The sequence below is a fragment of the Halorhabdus sp. SVX81 genome (assembly GCF_029207715.1).
Classification (GTDB): domain Archaea; phylum Halobacteriota; class Halobacteria; order Halobacteriales; family Haloarculaceae; genus Halorhabdus.
Map to the genome: position 1 here is coordinate 2735165 of NZ_CP104322.1, position 21360 is coordinate 2756524.

At 50.3% G+C, this 21360-nt stretch carries 15 protein-coding genes; 4 read left to right on the forward strand and 11 right to left on the reverse strand.

Annotated features, from left to right (window positions below; all coding sequences use genetic code 11):
• Positions 1-11 precede the first annotated feature (11 nt).
• The 4 genes from SVXhr_RS13735 to SVXhr_RS13750 are packed head-to-tail and all read right to left on the reverse strand — an operon-like array spanning position 12 to position 10205.
• Positions 12-5618 carry a DEAD/DEAH box helicase gene (locus SVXhr_RS13735; RefSeq protein ID WP_275737982.1) on the reverse strand — a complete coding sequence of 1869 codons (5607 nt, stop codon included), beginning with the start codon at positions 5616-5618 and terminating at the stop codon, positions 12-14.
• Positions 5619-6389, reverse strand: a complete 771-nt coding sequence (locus tag SVXhr_RS13740; protein WP_275737984.1) for a hypothetical protein — start codon at positions 6387-6389, stop codon at positions 5619-5621.
• Positions 6386-9448, reverse strand: coding sequence for a hypothetical protein (locus tag SVXhr_RS13745; RefSeq protein WP_275737986.1), 3063 nt, complete (start codon positions 9446-9448; stop codon positions 6386-6388). Before SVXhr_RS13745 ends, SVXhr_RS13740 begins: the two co-directional genes overlap by 4 nt.
• Positions 9441-10205 (reverse strand): hypothetical protein, encoded by a 765-nt coding sequence (locus SVXhr_RS13750; protein WP_275737988.1) that lies wholly within the window; start codon positions 10203-10205, stop codon positions 9441-9443. The genes SVXhr_RS13745 and SVXhr_RS13750 overlap by 8 nt, the downstream gene beginning before the upstream one ends.
• A gap of 362 nt (positions 10206-10567) precedes the next feature.
• Between SVXhr_RS13750 and csa3 the strand changes: the two genes are divergently transcribed.
• Entirely contained in the window at positions 10568-11227 is a 660-nt protein-coding gene (gene csa3 / locus SVXhr_RS13755; protein WP_275737990.1) for a CRISPR-associated CARF protein Csa3, read from the forward strand.
• On the opposite strand, the gene SVXhr_RS13760 is transcribed toward csa3, so the two are convergent.
• Both SVXhr_RS13760 and SVXhr_RS13765 read right to left on the reverse strand, forming a co-directional pair.
• Positions 11224-12108 (reverse strand): hypothetical protein, encoded by an 885-nt coding sequence (locus SVXhr_RS13760; RefSeq protein WP_275737992.1) that lies wholly within the window; start codon positions 12106-12108, stop codon positions 11224-11226. The genes csa3 and SVXhr_RS13760 overlap by 4 nt on opposite strands.
• A 97-nt stretch (positions 12109-12205) precedes the next feature.
• Complete coding sequence (locus tag SVXhr_RS13765; RefSeq protein ID WP_275737994.1) at positions 12206-12958, reverse strand: hypothetical protein; 753 nt, start codon at positions 12956-12958, stop codon at positions 12206-12208.
• 92 nt (positions 12959-13050) lie between these two features.
• Between SVXhr_RS13765 and SVXhr_RS13770 the strand changes: the two genes are divergently transcribed.
• The gene (locus SVXhr_RS13770; protein WP_275737996.1) at positions 13051-13707 is read left to right on the forward strand and encodes a hypothetical protein; all 657 of its coding nucleotides are present in this window, start codon (positions 13051-13053) and stop codon (positions 13705-13707) included.
• A gap of 58 nt (positions 13708-13765) precedes the next feature.
• Here SVXhr_RS13770 and SVXhr_RS13775 read toward each other — a convergent pair whose 3' ends face one another.
• The 5 genes from SVXhr_RS13775 to SVXhr_RS13795 all read right to left on the reverse strand — a co-directional run bounded on the left by SVXhr_RS13775 (position 13766) and on the right by SVXhr_RS13795 (position 19898).
• Positions 13766-14923, reverse strand: coding sequence for a BREX system ATP-binding domain-containing protein (locus SVXhr_RS13775; protein WP_275737998.1), 1158 nt, complete (start codon positions 14921-14923; stop codon positions 13766-13768).
• Positions 14916-15815 (reverse strand): hypothetical protein, encoded by a 900-nt coding sequence (locus SVXhr_RS13780; RefSeq protein WP_275738000.1) that lies wholly within the window; start codon positions 15813-15815, stop codon positions 14916-14918. Before SVXhr_RS13780 ends, SVXhr_RS13775 begins: the two co-directional genes overlap by 8 nt.
• Positions 15812-16846, reverse strand: a complete 1035-nt coding sequence (locus SVXhr_RS13785; RefSeq protein WP_275738002.1) for a tRNA-guanine transglycosylase — start codon at positions 16844-16846, stop codon at positions 15812-15814. Before SVXhr_RS13785 ends, SVXhr_RS13780 begins: the two co-directional genes overlap by 4 nt.
• 62 nt (positions 16847-16908) lie before the next feature.
• On the reverse strand, positions 16909-17613 hold the full coding sequence (locus SVXhr_RS13790; protein WP_275738004.1) for a hypothetical protein: 705 nt from the start codon (positions 17611-17613) through the stop codon (positions 16909-16911).
• Between the two features lie 2 nt (positions 17614-17615).
• Entirely contained in the window at positions 17616-19898 is a 2283-nt protein-coding gene (locus SVXhr_RS13795; RefSeq protein WP_275738006.1) for a queuine tRNA-ribosyltransferase tRNA-guanine transglycosylase, read from the reverse strand.
• A gap of 153 nt (positions 19899-20051) precedes the next feature.
• Here SVXhr_RS13795 and SVXhr_RS13800 point away from each other — a divergent pair, with 153 nt between their 5' ends.
• A complete protein-coding gene (locus SVXhr_RS13800) occupies positions 20052-20504 on the forward strand; it encodes a 6-pyruvoyl tetrahydropterin synthase family protein (RefSeq protein ID WP_275738008.1) in 453 nt (150 codons plus the stop codon).
• A gap of 2 nt (positions 20505-20506) precedes the next feature.
• Positions 20507-21283 (forward strand): 7-carboxy-7-deazaguanine synthase QueE, encoded by a 777-nt coding sequence (locus SVXhr_RS13805; protein ID WP_275738010.1) that lies wholly within the window; start codon positions 20507-20509, stop codon positions 21281-21283.
• Positions 21284-21360 lie beyond the last annotated feature (77 nt).

The following is a 21360-nucleotide window of genomic DNA, read 5'->3' on the forward strand; positions in this document are numbered from 1 at the left end:
CATAGATGTTTTCAGTCGTCAGCAACGAGTTGGACATCTTCGGGGTCGGCTGCCAGTTCATCCACTATAGATAACATGTCCTCTTTGTCGAACGTCCGTTCGTCGTTCCGTTCGTCACATCCATACTGGTAGATGCATTCAGGACAACCCGTCGCGCAGTCACATCGACTGATATTCTCTTCCATAACATCAAGTGCATCCTCGAGCTCGCGGAGTACGCCCTCGGATCTATCGAACAAGAGCTTTGTAACGCCGTTACCGCCAATCGTTCCCTCAAAGATGAACGCTTCATTATCCCCGTCGTTATATGATTCGTTGAGTTGACGGATTTCAATACCGCCAATCCGCTGTAAGGCCAATCGGAAGCCGTGAACTAACGTGTGCAAAGTTTCAGGGCTGACGCGTGGACTGGCAGATTCCAACCGCAGGCCTTTGGTACGAAAAGTCCGCCCCACCATAATATCCTGCTGGGCGGACTGGTCGTGCTGCGGGTCTCGCAGACAGACACGGTCTTCGTCTTTCTGTTGGACGACCACGCTGTTGCAGTGACTCTCACGACAGATCGTCAATGGCTGTTCACCCGGATCCTGCGCGCCCCCACTGTACGAGGTGGTGTAGGAGTCTACTGTTTCGACGATCTCTAAATCACCGTGCTCAAGCGTTATTAGAGTCTCCCCACCGGGAGTTTGTAGCTCTAGGCGTTGTGAGGTAGTAAACTCCTCGACAGCAGTCTCGACATTAGCATATGTGCTCTGTGGGTTCGTGTGATAGTCCGAAAGTGGGTAAATCTCATTCGCACGGACGGCATCAAACTGACGGGCCTTGTCGGACAACTCGACTCTCTTGAGTGAGAGCGGTTCGATAGTCCGGACATCATCGGTCTCGCCACAGTCCGGACAGGCATCCTGGCCATCGTAATCGTCTTCAAAGCCGCAGTTCGCACACATTAGACGCTTGTCACCTAGTCGCTTCTTCAGCTCCCGCGTTCCTTCCGTATCCTCATGAATCCGAGTGGCGACATATCCACGTTTGCTTTTCAGACTGTAAGCGTAGGGATGTAGTTCGCGTAGCGCCATCGCCTCACCACGGTCCCAATTAGGATCCTCAGTCGGACGCGTTTCGCCGCTGTTGGAATCATACACATGGCGCGTGACTGACACGCTGTTGCCAAACGCCCGCATCTGGGGAACAAATGCCGACTTAGCAGACCGTTGATGAACTTCTGCGAGATCGGCCTCCTTGTAGTCGTCGAGAAGATCTTCAAGCGTCTGAAGTTGAGAGCGAACACGGTCTAGATCCTCTTCGGCTTCTCGGGCTTCTTCTTCCTCGTCATCATCATCCCAACCCCAATCATCGCCTTCATCTTGGACAACTTCCCGAAGGTTGGTCTTTCGTTCTTCAAGATGTTCAATCTCGTTCTCGATTTCGGATTTGTACTCACGAGCGAAGGTAACCAATCGCTGCTCAAACTGCTCGATTGCCTCATCAATCAACTCTCGGAATTCCTGGCGAGCGACGCTAAGTTCATCAGTACTCTCACAGTTATCGCAGGTACCCCGGACATCTGAATTGTACATGTGTCCGCACTGACGGCAATAAGCGTAATCAAGCAGATCTTCGAGCCAAGCACGAACCCCGTCGTCCTGGGTAGCGATTGCTTCGAGAGCCGCCAGACACTTTCCGTCAGTGACTTCCTCAACGTTCCGGTAGTAGACACTGGTAAACGTCTCGAACTCGTCCGGTGCCTGTTTGCGAGGTGAGTCCTTCTTGTAGCGATTCCACTCACTCGGATCGGGGGCTTTGATCTTTGTTCCCTCTATCTGGTCGATTTTCTTCCAGGGAACCGCATAGTAGGCCGCAATGTAATCCATGATTGCCCACGTGAGTGCTGATTTGAGAACGTGCTCGTTGTGCGGATTCAGTGGAACCGGTTTCTCCTCGGATTCAATGAGCTCGTCGGGGCGTTTATGATAGTAGAAATCGATCGGATTTCGCTTGCTAATCGTCGTTACTAGCGACTTTCCGCTTGATCGACCGGCCCGACCGATGCGCTGCAGATACGCATTCGTGTTCGGTGGCGTGCCTAGGAGAAGCAAACTGTTCAAGTCGCCGATGTCGATTCCAATCTCCATTGCCGGTCCAGTTGATAGGAAATTCGGTGTTGCATTCCGTTTAAATTCGTGTTCGATCCGTCTCCGCTCATCAGCAGGCAAGTCCCCTTTATACACCTGGCTGAGCAACATCCGGGTGTCCGTTCCAGCAGCCCAGTAGGCTGTACGCGTAAAGTGGGGTGACGTGAGATCTGCACGATCTTGATATGAGTCCGTGAAGTCGATCGCGTCGTCGTACGTTTTTTCGGGCGTTATCTCGGCCTTGAGATCGCTGATGAACGCATCGACCTCGTGAAGGTAGCGGATCGGTTGGTTATTGTCGACGTATCTGACTTCGATCGCTTCCGGGGCAAAGGACACACGGTCGGTCTGATCTTCAATTTCGATTACGTCCCGATCTTCCAATTCACTAAGCGTCTCTGTCGGGCTATCGATCCCTTCGTCTTCTTGGAGTGATTCGATAAGTCGTTCTTGATCTTGTCGGTTACCATCAAGGAGTTCTTGGCAGACGATCTGCTCAGCCGACGTTTTTGGCTGTTCGATGAGGCCGATATTTAGAAGTCCGTCACTGACCAGCCGGCCGTACTCCCGACCGTAATCACCATTGAACAACCGGTAACTCCCTGAGATAAGTTGGCCTGTGATCGTATGACGCCACTCAAGATAGCCGATAATATCGTTGATCAGATCCTCCTTGTTTTCGAAGACCGTCCAGTAATCGCGAGCACGCTGAACTGTCTCGTCGATGACCTCCCTCAGCGTGGCCTGCCGTTCGTCAGCCATGTATGACAAGAGAACCTGCTGAATGAACAGCAATCGTTCAGGTTCATCGAAGTCGTTTGCTAATCGCTCCATGTCCCGATAGGAATCAGCGAAGGACATGAGTTTGGCCTGCTGCTGATTCGCGGACTCCTCGTCTGCCAGTTCGCGGAGCATGAACTGGCTCATCGTCACACCTGTGTTGATGGGCGACCGCATCAGGGTGTCGTAGTCTCGATATTGGTGATAGCACGGAACAGCGTGTTTACCCGTCGAAGGAGTTTCCAGCCGGACGTTGCCATCCGAATCGAGGTACGCGACTTGGAGGTTGAACGACTTCTGAACACGGTTGACAGCATCGTCATCATGAATCGCACAGCCAGTCCCAGGGAGATAGTAAACATCTGATCGATCAGCGTTACATTTGGTACAGTAGTCGGCTTCCTGCGTATCAATATACGCCGCGAGAACGAAGGTACTGGTTCCGCAATCGCAGCCATCGTCCGGTGGGTTGCCCCCATGGTTTTCGCCGTGATCAGAGTTTGCGCAAACCCATGGTAAAACAAGCTTGGGGATTAAGTGACTATCACACTCTCCGCAGACGAGTCCTTCTTGGGATTTTCCATGCCGAGGACATTCGGGATCAGTACATTCATACGAGATATCGTCGTCGAGTTCTAGTCCACCACCGCAGTGGTGGCAGTCGTTAGCGGACTGGTCAATAGTGGCGCCACAGTCTGGGTTTTTGCAGACGATTCCTTCAGCAGTTCTAGTGAGATGCCCGCCACATTGCTGACAGTCACCAAGTGCCTCGGAAGGATGGGCTTCACGACCACATTCCGTGCATTCGTAGTCAGGTGTCCAGTAAACGCGCGTCAACTTGCCGTGGTTCTCGTGAGCACACTCGGGTTCGTCTGCATAGAGATACTCCCCTTCTGTCTCTTGAGTCACCGGGCGAACATCCCCACAATCGGCACAGTACCATCCTTCGTACACCTGTTCGCCACACTTGTTACAGAGACGAATCTTGGTGACGTACCGGCTGTGTTCACCTTCGCCCCCACAATCACATGACTGGGGTTTGGCGTAGATCCGGTGACAGTGTAAGCACTTATAATACCCATCAACTGGCCAATTAAACACGTGGATTCGAACCTCGAATCCAGCGAGTTCGAACAGCGTCAACGCGTTCTGTGCGACACGCTGCGCAGTGTCCTCATCAGGGACGGAGTCGTAGGTGTCCTGGATGTATTGGATGAAATCTGTTAATCGAGGGGCATCTGGAAGATCATACGCATCGTCACTTGGCTTTTGGAGCGCCTGGTGAAGGTGGACAAGACAGCCAAGCGATCCCTCCTTTGCGGCCTGCTCCAGAACCGCCCCGGGACCGCGGCCATACTGAGGATCGATATCTAATCTTGTGATCCACCGATGGCTACGGGGGTCGTCACCTTGCCGCCAACGACTAAGATCTTCTTCGACGGTATCCCTGTCGAACCTCCCAGTCCTGAGGAACTCTGGGATTTTGCCGGGCGATGCACGGTCGGTGTTGTCGTCTCCATCGTCGAATCCGACTTGCTCCTCGATTAGCTTGTATGGATCACCGCGTTGGACTCCCAAAAGACGCTGGAATAGCTCTTCCTTCTTGCCGATCGTCGCGCTCGCAGCGACAAGTCTCATCGGATCGTCAACGCCGCGGGCTTCACGAAGCTTCCGAAGCCGTTTGACTAGCATCGACGCATGGGCGCCGAACAGACTCTGATAAGTGTGCACTTCGTCAAACACTAGGAACTTAGGCTGATCAACAAATAGTCGGTGAGCCTGCCTGTCATTGACATTGAACAACCGATAATTGATCGCGTCAGGATTTGTCAATAAGATATCTGGCTGCTCATCTTCGATTCGATCCCGCGTCAAGTGGACAAACCGAAGAAATTCGCCTCCGTAGCCCCCCCTTGTCTTGAGATAATATTCTTGGCCTTCCTTCTTGACGTGCAAGTTAGGTGCTTCGTTCTCTCGGATTGATTCACTTTCCGCGAGCTCGTCGGCGATTTGGTCAGGGAGTTCGAAGTATTCAAACGAGTCCTCAAGATACTTGTGTGTACTCTTTCCGTCCTTTCGTTGACCACGCCGTGGCGTGTCGCCGTCATAAACGCCGATGGTGATGTACTCGTCTTCTGACAAGTTTGACTTCCGGTTGACAAACCAGAGGTACTCGATGAATCGCTTGAGCTGGTCTTGAGCGAGGGCCTTTGTCGGATAGGTTAACAGGGCTTTGATACTCTTTGGGGCAACACCATCGATCCGGTTCTGTTTCGCACGGAGGATATATTGAAGAATAGGAATAAACCAAGCCTCAGTTTTGCCACGTCCGGTACCGGCTGCGATAAGTGCGTGATTATCGTCTGCAAGCCACTCAATAGCCTCTTCTTGATGGATTTGCAGGTTCTCGAAACCTTCCGCTTCAAAGGCGTCAATTAGCGGTTTCTCCAGGCCGTTCGGTGCAAACTCACCCTCAACATCTTTGGCGAATTCCGGCCATGGTGTGTCACTCCATGCTGCGGAAGCGACGCCCTGGAGGTAGGGCCCCTTTGAACGAATGAACGCTTGTTCAGCTGTTTCCTCATCGTCATGAGCGAAGTTTTCCAGCAGACCTTGATACCCACGTTGGTTGTTTCCTATGAGGTAGTTCGCATAGTTCTCTTGAGCGTTAATTCCTAGATTTATCGGGTTGAAATTTGATGACATTTATTTTTCCTCCGTGAATTGGATTGTAAGCAGTTGACTGAACTCCGACAAGTTCTTTAGATCGTTGAGAACATCTCCGTCGATGTTCGCGAGTGTAACTCGCTCGTTATTCAGTAGTTTCTTGAGTTCCTCCATTGCTTTGTCTCCAATATCGTATTCCTCCTGGACCGCCTCAAAGCTAATTTCCACATCGTTGTACTCCGCTTCGAGTTCCTTATATCGGGTCGCAGCACTCTGATGTAGGTTCCCTTGTTTTTGCCTGCGAAGAAACTCTTGGAAATTGTCGATAACTGTCTCATCTTCCGCAGACCCAACGTCTGGGATGCGTAGTACGGTCCGTTTTGTGGACAGTTCCTCCAGAAGTGCCTCGCAACGCTCCTCGATATGATCCTGAATGCTCCGTTGTCGATCATTCAACTTCTGGTGGTGAGTTCCAAAGTCCGCTTCGAGATCACGGATTTCTTGGTCGTCTTCAAATCCTTCGAAATCTGTGTTGGAGACAATTCGTAGATCGTCTTCCATGTCGCGTTTGAGATGCTCGGTAGCGTCCGCATCGTATGACACACCCATGGCATCAGCTAACGATTGCCAATTGCTTAGCGTCTTATAATCACTCCGGAGTCCGCCGAGTTCAGATTGGAGGCTTTGAAATGCTTTGTTTTTCCGTTCGGCTTTCTCGCGACGCTTATTGTTTTGTTCAGCTTGAGCCTCGAGATCAGCCACATCTCTTTGGCGCTTCTTGATGCTTTTGGCTCGCTCAGTGATAGTCATTCTACTCCCTCCAGTTCATTGAGAAAATTATCGGCGACCTGCTGGCAATTTGTGAGTGGTTTTGTATCAATATCGATCTGGATTTCCTCTTCTAATTTTTCAGTACGACTTTCGAGTTTGTTATCCACCGTCTCGATATCATCACGGAAACCATCAAGGAGTTTGTACTGGTCACTGAATCTCCCATACTTGAGCTCTGCAACATTGTAATGAATGCTTAGGAAGTCCCAAACCGACGATACTGTTTCGAGCCGGTCTGTGATTTCGCTCATCTGATCGAGTGTCTGCTCGTATTGTTCACGTTGTTCGTCACCAAGATCCTGGAGCGTCTCCAGTGACTCAGGGGGATACGTACCAGGAAGCCTGTCGTAAGCAGATTCCACGCTCGATAAGTTAATCTCAGCAGGTGAACTGACGGGCCCGTAAAACTTCTCTAGATCCGCAAAGTGACCTTTCAGGCCATGCAGAGTCTCCTGGTACTCGTCATCTGCGGCGTATTCATGAATCGACCTGCCGATCGAGCGGAATCCGAAGTGTGCGGCCTCAGTAAGAAAGTTTTTGAGGTCGATTGCGTCCTTCCGCGTCGTCCCAATCTTGAACCCACGAATGCCTGCTGACATCCCGCTAACCGCTGCACAAAGTTTATCAGGAGAGGTGGCTTCTACATGTGACTCGAGCCGCTCGTAGTCGACCATGTTAGTCCGGAGGTGAAACCGAGCGTGAAAGAGCCCCAGCAGTGACTCACCATACGTTTCAAGTCCACTTGGATTAATATCCAAGTCCCTTGGCTTGGCTGATTTTGAGAATCGAGTCATGTTCACTGGTTCTGCGAGGGCCTCTGCGGAGAAGTCCGCACCGTTCCCTGTGAAAATATTCAAGAGATACTTCCCAAAGAGGGCAATTTGGTCGATATCGGCCTCGTAACGTTCTCTGATGTCTCCTTTCAGGCCAGTCCGAAGTTCGGTGACCGCATCATCGGCCCACGTACGGAGTTGATGAGCGTCGACGGCACCATTTTGGATATGTTCTTCCACTGTACTTTGATCGTAAATCCCTATCCTCAGGAGATCCTTCAGTACCGATTCTGGTAAACCACGTCTGATGATCACTTTCCGGTACGAAGGTTCGTCACCGTTGTCGATATGAATCGGAACCTTGCGACTACCCTTGTCCCACCAAAACGCGGCCGCATCGTCGGAACGGCACTCCGGTCGGACCAGACTTGTTGGTTGGTCATAGAAGAATCGAATCACTCGTTCAGCTCCATCTTCGATTTGTGATGTCTTGTTGAATTTAGCGTCTTCACCCCGCCAGTCAAGCAGTTCTTGCAGGCGATTCTCGAACAGTTCTTTTTTGCCACCAATAGGTTTCTGGTGTGTGGCATCCTCAGTACAAACCCAGAACTCATCGCTCTGCTCCATCGGTGCTCCACACTCATTACACGTTGTATCACAATTCAGACATACAAGAGCTCCGCTATCGGTTTCTTCTAAAGGAGCGCTACACTGAGGGCAAAGTTCCGTGTTGGTATCTGTAAGCGGGACGGTACCATCGCTATCGACTCCAAAGGTTTGTGGGATACGTTGATTGACGCGTTGCACACCGGCATCGGTATCTTCCTCTCCATACCATTTCAGAATGTTTCGATCGAGATCATCGTAGTCAGCGGTAATAAGACACCGAACCTTACCGAGTGTGTCTAATAGTTCTGCGTGCTGGAACGGTGGTTTGTCGTTGTCGAGCAAACCCTCAAGCACGAATTTCAGGTAGACGCGTGGCGTTTGCTTTCGCTGGTCATCCTCCTGAAGATTCTCGTAGATTCGTGTCAGGAACCGCTCATTGAACGGATAGAGTCCTTCACCGAAGATGTCGTCAAGCTTGTCGCTGGGGATACCGGGATCGGGTGCAAAGTCGGTATCAGAATCCTGCTTAATTGCTTTCAGATACGTCCGAGCCAGTTCGATGTGAACGTCTTCCTGCTCAAGGAATAATGTCTTCGAGCCATCGTCGGTCCGTTCAGTGAGTGCCACCCGGGCAGAAATCCGGTCATTGATCGTATCTTGAGAGGCGATATCAGCTCGACGCCCTTCGACAAGTTTCTGCTCCATGCCAGTTGTGATACCGATAACTACATCCCAATTGGATGCTCCCAGATCCGAAAAAAACGAGAGGATTTCGTGTTGGAATATCGTAAATCCCGTGAGATCTTCAATGATGAGGACGGGGCGTTCGTTGCGCTCTTGGAACCGTTCGTTTATTTGTCGGAGCGTCTCTTTGATATCTCCGACATACAGCATGTCCTTGATGGCTTCCTTTGCCTGCCTGGTAATAATGTCATATAATTCTTCTTTTGCTGTGGCGCTCTGGTTGCCGTATTCATCACCCGCAGACGGGTACCGGTCCAACAGTTCGGCTAAGTCGTCTTCGGAGATCGGTTCGAATTCAAGTTCAGATTCCGGATCGTCGAAAGATTCGACATACTCTTCAAGGTTCTCGCGAATTTTCTCCCGGAAGTCATCATCCTCAACTAGTTCGACCACGGCATCACCTTTCTCGAAAGCGACAGTGATTGTTCCTATCGTCTTTTCGAATACTCCACTCGGGGGGAGATTCGCCAACTGTTTCGCTTCATCCAGATTTTCATCGTCAAGATAGTCCGCAAGTCGACCGAGAACCTCTCGTGGTTCGCGAACTTGCCGTGGAATATGGATCGGGACATGTGTGAAGGATTCGCTGGCGTCGGCCCGATCCTCAAGTTCATACTGAAGCCATTGACACAGTTCTGACTTTCCGCTACCCGACTCACCTACCACAAAGAACATGCGGTTGTCGTCCCGAAGATCTGAGGCAACAACCCCCTCATGAAATGTGTTCTCGTCGATATAGTTGTCACCGAATCCGAGAACATTGTTGTTCCGAGTAACTTTGATGCGCCGAATCGGAACATGCGTCTTTTCGAAGCGCTCTCGTGACTTCTGTTGGGACTCTTGAGTTAAATACGCTTGAACCGCATCATGTGTCCAGCTTTTTGGGTATTGGACACCAACCGTCTCACTCATTTGCCATCACCTCGATTGCACTGTAGCTTGTTCCATCGATATCGACGCTCTGGCCGATATCACTGATCGTCTTAAGTTGCACATCGTTCGACGCTCGGAGCGAAAGAAGTGTCCGTTCAAAATACGGCACAACTTCTGAGTGTTCACTCAGTACAGGGAGATACTGTTCGTGGATATTCGTTAGAACTGTTGCCAACGACGCAGTGCCACTTCCTGCGACATCAGTCAGAATACGCAACCCGAGGTCTCGGTTAGGGCCGAATATCGTCGTCGCTTCGTCACCATTCACCTCTTTCGTGACACCTATCTCCTCCATTACTCGGGCCCAATATCGGAGTTTCTGCTCGTTCCAGTTAGCGTCAGGAACGCGATCTCGAAGATTGTCTAATAGTCCGCCAGTTCGGTCGGCCAGTACGTCGGACTGATCCGCAAGACACTCCATTACGTTATTATAGGCGGATTCTCTATCTTCGGCCGTTCTGATGCCGTGTAACAAAGCGAGATGTGCGTCATCAAACTGAGTTGTATTCTCTGTCAGATTATAGCCGTCGTCAGTTTCTTGGATTTGATTAACTTCGATCAAAAACTCAATTGCGTCCTTAATCGGTTTCCGCTGATCAGCCGTCTGTGGATCGGAAGCATCACCAGGGAAGTATAAGTCCAGGATGTCTTGTTTCGTGATGGGGCCGTCGTCGGAAACGGTCTTTCTGATTGCGAGCAGATCTGCGCCCGTGACATTCCGCGTGAGAATTGGCATGGTAGTTGATATCGATTAATCAGGCATTTGGTTGTACCGGCCCATTTCACTTAGCGATAACACCACGTTAACGTCATTCTCCATTTGTTGATGAAGTGGTATAAACGGTCATTTGATCCATACTGACTAGTTGACTGCCGCCCGTAATGAAAGTATTGAAATATAAATAATCATTCCATTTCTGCTGAATGCACGGGGTTGTATTTCGACTATTTGAAACAGGAATCCGACATTACTCTTAATATGGCAACGTCAATAGCCCTCTACATAAAATATCCAGTCAGTTATGATTGTTTTCTAGTGGTTGGATCTCATATATTTGCAACAAAACTCATTTGCTGGCTCGGACCCGAAAATATTGTATGACAGTATATATCTCTCCTATTGGCTACGACAGCACCCGGATTACGAGACCCATTCTAAGCGAAGGTATCAACGATGGCGACCAGATTATTTTGTTGCGGCCAGTCGGACATGGAGATGATACACGCGCACAGGAGGCAATCGAAGACATCGAACGAATGGTAAATCAAGTACAGCCGGAGGTTTCAGTGACTAAACGGACTGTTCCACCGGATGACTTTCAGGCAGCGGTCTTAGAGTGTAGTGCATTGATCAGAGACATTCGGGATGAGTTAATAATCAATTTTGGCGGTGGACCACGTGAAGTCTACCTAGCGGTTGCGATCGCAACATTGGTTCATCCAGGTGCGGTAGACAAATCACTCCAGTTCAGTGACATTGATGGAAGTGTTGAAGAAATCTCAATGCCACGGATTGTTGGGACGCCACCCGGGCCAACGATGGAGACACTGAAAGCAATCATTCAACATGGATCCGAGATCGGAATCCCCGAGCTTGCAAATGACCTCGATAAGGCGAAAAGTACAGTCTCAAGGCACATAAGACAATTAGAGAACGTAGACGCCGTCAAGTCAGAAATGCATGGTAAAACGAAGTATGTTACTCCGACGTTTTCGGGAAAGTTACTCTGCCGAAGAAACATAGAAGAAACAGACTAGTCCGGGCGTTCACCTGTTTCCCTGAATGTTTGGACAGTCTCCCGATCGTAATCGAACTCCTGCAATGCGTTCCTGATGTTCTCCTCTACTTTCGTGATGTCGGACTCGATCCAAGGCCGGATCGTTGCGTTAATGTGGTCGATTCCCTCTCGAGAAGTGTCTGACGCTAGAAACTCGAACATGTCCCAGGTTCGGATTCCTGGTTGGAGGACATCAAACTCGAATAGATCTGCGATACGTCGCGGCCGTTCGTCCATTATCTCGCAGTATTCAGTAGCGGCGCCATGGAGCCAAATATTGAGAGTTTCCCCCAAAGGCAGATTCGGACTCCCGAACTGATTTCGAATGTATTGTTTTGCGATCTTTTCATAAGAAAGAGTTTCTGCATGGTCGAGCTCTTCCCTGAGCGGTTTTTCCGAAACAGTATCGCTAATTGAAAACGAAGTATTATCTGTCACAATGAACAGTTCTTGAATCTGATTATTCATATATGCCTGCAGGAGTTTATGCGTAATCCGGGTGTTACCAGCCTCCTCAACCTCCTGATTAGTCACCTGACAGATATGCTGAAACGAGAGTTCATCGACTGTCTTCTCCTGGTTAATGATTGTGTACTTAAACGGGAAAGAAGACAGAGCCCGGTACTCAAACCACTGGTCGCTCGCCTCGTCGGATTCCTGAAGAACCTCATTAAATGTCTCGTTCGAAAGCATCCGGAGCCAACTTGGTGGAAACGTATAATTCAAGATCCCCTGTTCAAAAAGATATGGCAGTGATCGAAGGTATCCCATTTGGTTACCTAACGAGTTCGCGCTGGTGAGCGGATCTTTGAGAAAGATCACAGAATCAGTCCGGACACCCGTGATCTGTTCAACTTCCATAGAGGACGTACGTCGTCCAGCAGAAAGAACCCCCGGGATTGGACTGTAACTGCTCGGATGGCGCCACTACTTGAAGAAGATGACTTCTTGACCAAATTCAGCCACTTTCTCGCCTTTGTTGGAACATCTCTAACGCTTCAGGTTCGTTGTCGATACAGGTGTATTGGATACTATCTCCATACAACTGCTCAGCGGCAATTGCTGCGGGAGCGGTCCCAGCACAGGGGACCACTAAATGCTCCCCTTCGTTCATCAACCCATCTAACCACTTCCGGTAGGGTTTGATGGGCTTTACACTTCCCCAATCTCCGTCGAAAGAGGCCTGCTGTGCGAGTTGCCGAGCAGATGCGGAAGATTTCTTATCTGTTTCCCCTTTATGAGCAAAAACGACGGGATAGCCACCATTGGAGAGGTACATTCCTGGCGTACTTCGGTCCGGGTCACCAGACTGTGAGACATACGTGACACCTCCAATACGACGATATCCTCCGCCCTTGTAACTGGCGGCGACATCGCCCCACTCCTCACGAATGTAATTGATGAGTCTGGGGAGTAGCCAGTCATCCGCATCCGCAATCAACCACCCACCGTCGACTAAGGCTTCCTCACAAAGGTCCAGAATTTCGGTTGTTGTGATTCCATCGTATTCAGAGTCCTCATCGGGAGTGAAATCATGCGTATCATATTCGACCCCATACCAATCGGCGCGCTGTGGGCGGGCCCATGCATCATCGAGATAGATGATATCGGCATCTGAATTGAGATTTGGTAGAACGTCACCAACATCACCCACGATATATTGCTGGCCGTCGCGGATTTTATGTACGTCCTGATACGTACGCGAGTCCATTATCACTAAAGGGGGCAAGGACTCACCTATACGTTGCGCTCTGTTCGTATACGACCCCCAGGACTATTATCGGTCGGTGACAAGCAAAGATGATGTACGATCCGACAGCAATTGATTCACCGCATCTATCAGGGGCACAACCGACATGGGGAGATCTCCCGTATGCGTGTGAGATCTTGCATGCACACTGGGAAGCAACCGAGGAGCAGAAAGAAGACGTGTCTGCTCGACTGGCCTCTGAAGGTGAACAGAACAAAGTAAATCAGTTAATGACGCTGTTGGGACCAGAGAAATTACGGTTGGTTACCGAACATGGAACACTCAGTCTGCAAGGGCTATGGCTAGCGCGACACTTCGAACCGGCAAACCAACAGGGTCTCGATGGACAGCCTGGATTGGGGGCAAAAGAGGCGCTATCGCCAACAGAACAAGCAGTATTCGGACAATTACTGTTTGAACGTAACTGGGTGCCCATGCTTGCAACAGTCAATCTATTAGCAACGACAACAGTTGCGGATACCGAAACCGACGACCGGGCAGAGGGATTTCGGGATCGGATCGATCATCTCGACGGGTACCAAAACGTCAATAGCATCAACTCTTGGAAAAAGAAAGCACAGGCACATCTATCATGGGCATTATATCTCGGAATTGCAGATCAAACCCACCATAACGAACTTGGACTGACTGACTTTGGCCGAGAAGTCCACGAACGTCTTCTCCCGGACTATCATCCGGAATGGCCGTAGTAGAATTACTAAGTGGCTCTCATTTTAAATCGGGTATTTGTTCAGCGAAGTTACGTTGTTAATCAACAACGGTCTGTATCACTTCCGGTTCGATCTTCGAAATGTTGTTTTCAACTCCTTCATCCAAACATCTACTGCAAAGTGCAAGAGCCCGCCGAATATTCCCTTGAGACCGCTTAAGAATCAGGTCAAGACTCTCGTTAGTGAACGGATCCACCGTGCTGGTAGTTCCCTCTCGTGCTCTATCTAAGTATGATTTGACTAAATGATGGATGTTTTCAGCAGTTAACGGGCGAAGCGCAACCTCATTGCCGATTCGTTCACTGAACGCATGGTATTCACTCATCACGTCCTGCCAGACTTCTGGCGCACAAGCAAACAGGACAGACAGGCCAGAACCGTTCTGGTCCATCAGATGACGAATACTGTTTAATGTTGCCTGCTTATCCTTATTGTTCAGCCGGGCGATTGCCTCAAACTCGTCAATAAATATGAAGACTCCAGTGTATCCTAACTCCAAAAGCAGATTCTTAAACGAGGTGAACGCTCGGACACCCATCGTATCGTCATCCAACGCACTGTGAATTTCCATCTCTTTACGTTGTTCATAGCGGATACCCTCTGCAGTCAACCACTGCCAGGCGTAGAGATTAGTATCCTCGTAAACCATATGGACGATAGCTCTAGCAAAGTCGGCGAACTGTGTGATATCGCTTAAACGCTGAACAGCGTCTGGCACCAATTCGGACAAAAGCACTTCTCCGCTGTCAATGAGTGATTCCATCGCATCCGCTCCGATCGGATTTTTGTCGGTCTCGTCTCTTGTGACCTCCGCAAGGAATTCGTAGGCAATCGATTGCACTTCATCAAACCCGATATCATACATGAACTCGTGGTATATATCGAGAAAACCATCACCTGGCTGCGCCACGTATCCCACGAGTACATCTTCACGGTCCCGCACTAACGAGCGGGAATATTTGAGCGTATGCGACTTACCATTACCGTATTTCCCCGTAATCACGAGATGCTTGGATTTTCCCGTGCTTAGAAGCGTGGAGATCGTATCACTTACTGCGTCAGCAACGTGATCCTGTCCACAGTAGACCTCTGGATCTTTGTTCGGAACAGGGCTGTACGGGAATGGGTTCTCTTCCAGACCATACATCGAGTAGTCGCGCTTTTCTTCCGTGATGGTGAATGTATCGCTACTCATTGTTTACCTGTGAATGTGTGATATTCTCGTCGTGGACTGCGAGGTAATAGTACTGTTTACCGAACTGTTCGACACCGCGCATCACCGAATCAGTGGACTGATCGGTTGAAACTAACCCGCTTGTATCAGCGAGTTCAATCTGCTTGATCCCGAGCTTGGCTTTTTTTGCGCCGGTATCCATCGGCGCGCCCGATAGTTCGAGTTTGCCTATATTCTCTCTGACCAATGATAATAGGCTATCATCGAATCCGTTCCGGGTACAATTGAGATGCTCACAGACGTATTCGCGTAGTTTAGGGATTGACACATATCTCTGACTGAGGTTTACCCCGGCTGTCTCCTCGAGATCATCGAACACCGAGAGCAAGACAAACGGGAAGTTTGGTGGAGTGCTATTCCCATTCACTCGATAGTACGTCCCAGTGAACGCGTTACGTTGGATCGTACCGAGACGTTCCCCCCAATCACCGATAACCTCTATGCTGGTTTGATTGAAGTCGTACGGTGAGTGTTCGTGTTCGATCTCGAGTTCTTCGAGAATTTTCTGTGGTTTTTCTGGGCCGACTTCGTCGACAGCCTGCAAAAATGCCCCGTAATGAGGACTTCGAGTTTGCAGAATGCTACTGACTCGTCGCCAGTCCTCCGCTCGAACTGCATCGAGCAATGCTTTTCCGACCTTTGTCGTCGAATACTGGGGGTCGTCTTGGCCGTTTTCATCTTCGTCGATCAGACCAATGCGGCATGCTTCGAGAAGAGTTTCACGTGCCCGACGATGGCTAACCTCGAGATCAATCTCTACATCTTCCGTAGACTGTTTTTTCTTGCTACACGCATTGGTTACCTCAACGAGACGAGCAAGCGTCACAGGTCGGATTGTCGCTCTTTCGCTCATGTGAGCCTCCTTACCTGCTGTTTAGCTATTCGATATGCTCGCTGAGTGACGGAATTCCCCTGGAACCGAAGATCAAGGTAGGACTCGATATCTTGATCAGCGGCCGCCATATACCTGAACCGCCGTAATTCCGTAACTAGTGCCCATAGGTTATGTCGAGTCAGAAGATCACGATGAGCGCGTATTTCCGCGTAACTTCGTGAGCTACACACTGGACACGAACACGGAAGGCGATCGATTTCTTCGATATTTCTCAGTTCTTCGCCACCAAATCCCGGGATCAAATAGTTTCGATTTCCTGCACTACGGATGAACGCTGTCGAATCGAAACTATCAACACCAAGATACAATAATAGTGGTTGATACACTATCCCGCCAAGTCCGTATACATGGAGGTGTTTATCGGTCGATCTCCTCGCAGATAGTATCAGCTTTGTCACTTTTTCGTAATCTGTTCTGATTGGTACCATGCTCCCGAGGGCGTACCCATCGAACTCCCCATTCCGATCAAGGTGACGTAGCGTGTTCCGAACTGTTTCAGGGTCGTAACCGTGTACACTAGCGAAAAGCAACTCATCGCCGTCGTGGCGATCACTTGCTTCCAAAGCGTATTTCGTACTCTCCTCGATTCGCCGTTCGTTTTCTGCAGACCGGTTATTGCGTGACAACGGACGGTCGACAGTTCCGAAAATGTCGGCCCCGATCGCTCGTTGAGTCTCGAGTGTTCTTTTTGGGGTGGTGTCGACTTCGTCACTCTGGAAATCGAACCCACCACTGTCGGCAAATAGAATCGTCTCGTCAGGGACCTCCATTTCGTCTCGGATTGACGATCCTGCCTGAATCCGTTCCCATTGCGGATCTCGTTGTCTAATTGCCCGTGCGTTTATCATTCCCGTGTTGAGGTCCGGGATACTGTCAGCGTACTCTGGTGTGTTGTCGGAAGACCGTTTCCCCACATTCCGGACTGGGAAGAGGACTGGGGTGTCCACCGTCCCATGGGGAGTCTCCAACGTTTGCTCTCTGTACAGCATACTGCGACGCGCTCGATTAACTCGGACTGCCTTATAAAGATAAGTATAAGAAAAATTAGGTTCTATTCGTCTATTTGATCGAGACTGGTTTGAGTGGTATACTCGGTCGTACAGAACGTTTCAATATCCTCGAGATCGGTCACCTCTTTTCCCTTTGAACGGTGGGACGCAAAATGCTGGAGGTATCGTCCTTTAAGAGCAACTACGATGGTTTCCTGCTCTTTAGCTTCCTCTGTTCGAGCAGGTAATGAGACGACATTTTCGTATGAGTCGGTTATCGACTCATGATTGAAACAGACAACCCACGTCGTCGGAGAGACATCTTCCAGGATACTTTGGAGATCGAAACTGCGGTAGTAGTCACTGCCGAGTGCGAAAAAGATGAGATCGTAGCCATCAGTGATGAGATTACGAATATCGTCTTCAATTCCCAACGTATTGGCCCGTTCCCGGATTTCGGTTGCGGAGTGATCTGCGAACGTCACGTCGTACGGGGGGAGTTCTTCCGTCTCCTCGATAACCCCGAATCCAGCGCTGATGAAGAATCGGTCTACGGAGTCCCCGACGGACCGCAGCTGGTCAACGGCGTCACTGATGTACTGCTGTTGTCGGCCAGCATAGAGCTTTCGCGCTGCTTTGCTCAGTGATTCTGGATGCTCACGGAGCGTCTCCAAGCCGTGCTCATCTATATCACCTGCATCAAACGATCGCGCTTCCTCGCGGTACTCCTTGGCTTTCGAGCACTGGTCGATGATGAGTATATTCATTGTTAGAAGTCCGTAATACCGATCTGATCGGCTTCTTCCCGCTCTGGATGGGGCGGAATCGTTCGTTCGTCGTACTCCAGGCGATTGAATACTGCCCGCCGTAATTGACGTGGGTCATCGTAGATATGAACCTCACAGTCTGTCGCTTCGATCGTTGATCGGACCTCAGGTGAAACGTCCCAGTTCCGAGCATCGATGTAGATATCTTGATAGCGAACACATGCTTCTCTAAGATTTTCTTTGAGGTCACTGGGAGCAAACGAGATTTGCGAGGGTGGATCTTCCCACCACTCGGCTATTCCACTTGCAGTGACAGCCCCGATTTCGACTACAGGAAGGTCGTGGACTTGTTCCCAGAAACTGGATCTATGCTGAGTGAGGAACTCCTCGACGGTATCGACGGTTGAAAGTGACGCACCGCCTTTTGTAACGATCATGAGCTGGGGGAGTTCCTGCTCAAACTGATCGTAGAAGCGTTTCGTGTTGTGAAACCCTCGCCGACGATTTCGGTTGTTGCCCCGGAAGATTGCGACGTCAATCCCGAGGCTGGAGCAGATCGGGCAATCACATTCGTCCCACGGCCGATCGCTGAGCAACGCATGATAGCCATCCAGTTTATCTTCGTCGTCCATCCATGACGCATAGGCCTCAATAACTTCCCAGACTGCTGGTAATGAACTCGCTGAAACGCCAGATTCGAGTTGATCCTGGATCGCTTCCTGAGTTCGAGGAAATTCCGCAAGACGTTCTCTCGCTGTGTCGATAAGTGTAGTATATTCGTCGAAATCAATGGGGTCGTCAGGATCGTCTTGGCGGAGGAGTTTGATGATCCGCTTCCGGAAACGATCGCTGAAGCAGGCCTTTAATTCGCCGCTGTATTCGAAGTTTTCCTGAATGGCCTCGGTCATATCCCGAATACGCCATTGATCGTAGTGCTCGGCCCATCGTTGCTCTTCGAGATGAGGTTCGAGACTCGATAGGGCTTCAGCAGCAGTTTCATGCCGTTGGTGTATCCGTTCCGAGATTGATTCGTTTTGATCGTAGGCACGAAGGGCAGCTAATACCTCTTGACTCCAGAGTGCTGTATCGATCGCTTCCGATAGGTCGCCACTGTGGTTCGGGTAACGTACTCGAAGAGCATCGTACCGACGATCGTCGTCGGCTGTATCGAGATGATAATTCTTCCCACCTGTCCACGCCGAACGGAGCATACTCGCACTGTCGAAGCTTGCTATCCCGCTTCGTCCGACCGTGTCGAAAGCTCCAGCCTTCGCGAACCCGAAGAGATGTGAGTCGACACGAGTGGTGTGTGCCCGCTCGTAATCTTTGATGACTTCCCCAACGGCAGACACGTACCGCTTTACGTCTTCTTCGTTGCTTCCAGCAGCTCCGCCGATACCGACATGATCGTATCCCGCGGCTAACGCTGCTCGGGTCCCTTTCGCATACGAAGCTGAATCCCACCCCTGGATTGCAGCCATGAGACGGAACGAGTACTCGCCAGCTTCGTACAACTCTTTCATCTCTCGGAGGTTGTGAAGTGTCAATTCGAATCGGAATTCCATATCGTCGTCTCGATAGACAACCCGTGGATCGTCCGAAATCGATCGCAAGTGGTCTTTGACCTGTTTTTCGACATCTTTTGAACCGTTTTCCGAATCAAGTCCTCGAAGACTCTCGAATAGTTCTCTCAGAGGTTTTCGAGCGGGGCCGACTCTCGTGAGCGATGGTTCGTATTCGTCGACGTATTCCGGCCACTGTTCCGGCCATTCGTCGACCATGATATCAACGTGTTCGGTGAGTGCTTCGGGGAGTTCGTCCGAATCGAACCCGTCACCCATGGCGTTTTGGTCGATATATAGTCGAGCCTCGTGGCCACTGCCCAAAACGAGATGGTCAATCGTAACGCCGACGTCGACTTCCAAATGTTCGTAGAAGTCGAGCATTTCTGCGTTCCCATACGGGGGGAATGGGAGAGATTTGTATCCCCACGCGCCGCAGTCGCTAATGGTAGGCAACCATTCTGGAACGGCTAAGGTAGTTCCATCATCGGGAGCGTCATAGACACCGTATTCCCTGAGTCGTCGCGCCCGTTCTGGACTCTCTTCTATCTGTTCACGAGATATCAAGATTCCATCGACAGGCGTCTCGGCTGGATCTCGGTCGAAGATATCCCAGATATAGGCCAGATTCCGGTCGCTGCGACGGATAGCAGAGTGTTCGTCCGTCTTGAAATCGTACTCCGCATCAACGTGGTCTTCCCACTCCGGCACATAGAAGCGCACCTTCGTCAGTCACCATCATTTGATTGCACCGCTGTTGCTAATCAACGTTCGGATGTAAGCGGATTTGTGATAAATTGACGAGGATTCTCCTGCTCAGTCAGCAAATGGAGACCACAGGGGAAGGACTAAGTAATCTCTTGATAATACTGCAGTATGCTTCGGAGTGCAGTCGAAGAAGACAAAGAAACTCCAGTGCACCTCGGTGAACGAACGCTCGTAATCGGTGAAGAGAGTCCTATCCGTATCAGTACTGGCCATCGGATTCAACACCACAATGGGAAGTGTTCTAATCCACACGGGCACAACTACGAGGTTTCGGTGGAGATATCGGGGGAATTGACTGATGAAGGGTGGATCGTTGACAAAGGGGATATTACCTCGATAATATTCGATTGGGATCACAAGTTTCTTCTAGAGAAGGGCGATCCCCTGATCGAGGCGTTCGAAGAAAGTGGTGACGGAGATGCTGTCATAATTCTCGAATATCCTCCGACAGCTGAAGTCATGAGTGCAGTTCTCGAGGAACGTATGTTGGATGCTTTTCCCGAGAACGTCTCGGAGGTCTCGGTGACGGTCAGCGAGACTGATGAACTCTGTGCGAGATAACGATGCCAGTCAACGCTACAAACGTCGATATGCCTGATGGGGATCCACAGAATCCCGAAAATTCGCTCCCCATCAACGAGCTCTTCTATTCGCTGCAAGGTGAAGGGGTCCTCGCTGGAGTGCCAACAGTCTTTGTCCGTACGAGCGGCTGTAATCTCCGCTGTTGGTTCTGTGACTCCTACCATACTTCTTGGGAGCCAACTCACGCGTGGATGGACATCGAAAGCGTCGTCAACGAGGTCGAATCGCATGACGCGGAGCACGTCGTTCTCACCGGTGGCGAGCCGTTGCTACACGAAGACAGCGTTCAGCTTCTCGATGAACTGAACAAAAATGGATACCATGTTACTGTCGAGACGAACGGGACGATCTATCGAGATGCTCCAATCGACCTTGTAAGCATCAGCCCGAAATTGGCAAGCAGCACGCCGAGAAGCGAAAAGGATCCGCAAGGAGATGGCGAATGGGCCAGTCGTCACGAAGAGAATCGGATCGATATTGAGGTATTAACCTCTCTCGTGGAGAACTACGAGTTTCAACTGAAATTCGTCGTTACTGGCCGCGATGATCTCATCGAAATAGAAGAGCTTCTAGAAAGAGTTCGAACAGCAACGACGACCACGACCGCTGATTCCGATGTCCTCCTCATGCCGGAAGGGATGACGAGAGAGCAGTTAGACGAGACACGGAACAGAGTCGCCGAGTTGGCGATGGAGCATGGATATCGATATACTCCGCGGCTTCACGTCGACTTATGGAACGACGAACCAGGGACATGACTGGGAGATTTCGACCGAACTGTGAGCAAACCGTGATTCGGAGAGCAGTCGGTGTAATCAAGCGGAAACAACTCTCA

Bases quoted from the DNA above. Each gene is read 5' to 3' on its own strand.
- SVXhr_RS13735 (WP_275737982.1), bottom strand. From the start codon at position 5,618: ATGTCATCAAATTTCAACCCGATAAATCTAGGAATTAACGCTCAAGAG.
- SVXhr_RS13740 (WP_275737984.1), bottom strand. From the start codon at position 6,389: ATGACTATCACTGAGCGAGCCAAAAGCATCAAGAAGCGCCAAAGAGAT.
- SVXhr_RS13745 (WP_275737986.1), bottom strand. From the start codon at position 9,448: ATGAGTGAGACGGTTGGTGTCCAATACCCAAAAAGCTGGACACATGAT.
- SVXhr_RS13750 (WP_275737988.1), bottom strand. From the start codon at position 10,205: ATGCCAATTCTCACGCGGAATGTCACGGGCGCAGATCTGCTCGCAATC.
- csa3 (WP_275737990.1), top strand. From the start codon at position 10,568: ATGACAGTATATATCTCTCCTATTGGCTACGACAGCACCCGGATTACG.
- SVXhr_RS13760 (WP_275737992.1), bottom strand. From the start codon at position 12,108: ATGGAAGTTGAACAGATCACGGGTGTCCGGACTGATTCTGTGATCTTT.
- SVXhr_RS13765 (WP_275737994.1), bottom strand. From the start codon at position 12,958: ATGGACTCGCGTACGTATCAGGACGTACATAAAATCCGCGACGGCCAG.
- SVXhr_RS13770 (WP_275737996.1), top strand. From the start codon at position 13,051: ATGTACGATCCGACAGCAATTGATTCACCGCATCTATCAGGGGCACAA.
- SVXhr_RS13775 (WP_275737998.1), bottom strand. From the start codon at position 14,923: ATGAGTAGCGATACATTCACCATCACGGAAGAAAAGCGCGACTACTCG.
- SVXhr_RS13780 (WP_275738000.1), bottom strand. From the start codon at position 15,815: ATGAGCGAAAGAGCGACAATCCGACCTGTGACGCTTGCTCGTCTCGTT.
- SVXhr_RS13785 (WP_275738002.1), bottom strand. From the start codon at position 16,846: ATGCTGTACAGAGAGCAAACGTTGGAGACTCCCCATGGGACGGTGGAC.
- SVXhr_RS13790 (WP_275738004.1), bottom strand. From the start codon at position 17,613: ATGAATATACTCATCATCGACCAGTGCTCGAAAGCCAAGGAGTACCGC.
- SVXhr_RS13800 (WP_275738008.1), top strand. From the start codon at position 20,052: ATGCTTCGGAGTGCAGTCGAAGAAGACAAAGAAACTCCAGTGCACCTC.
- SVXhr_RS13805 (WP_275738010.1), top strand. From the start codon at position 20,507: ATGCCAGTCAACGCTACAAACGTCGATATGCCTGATGGGGATCCACAG.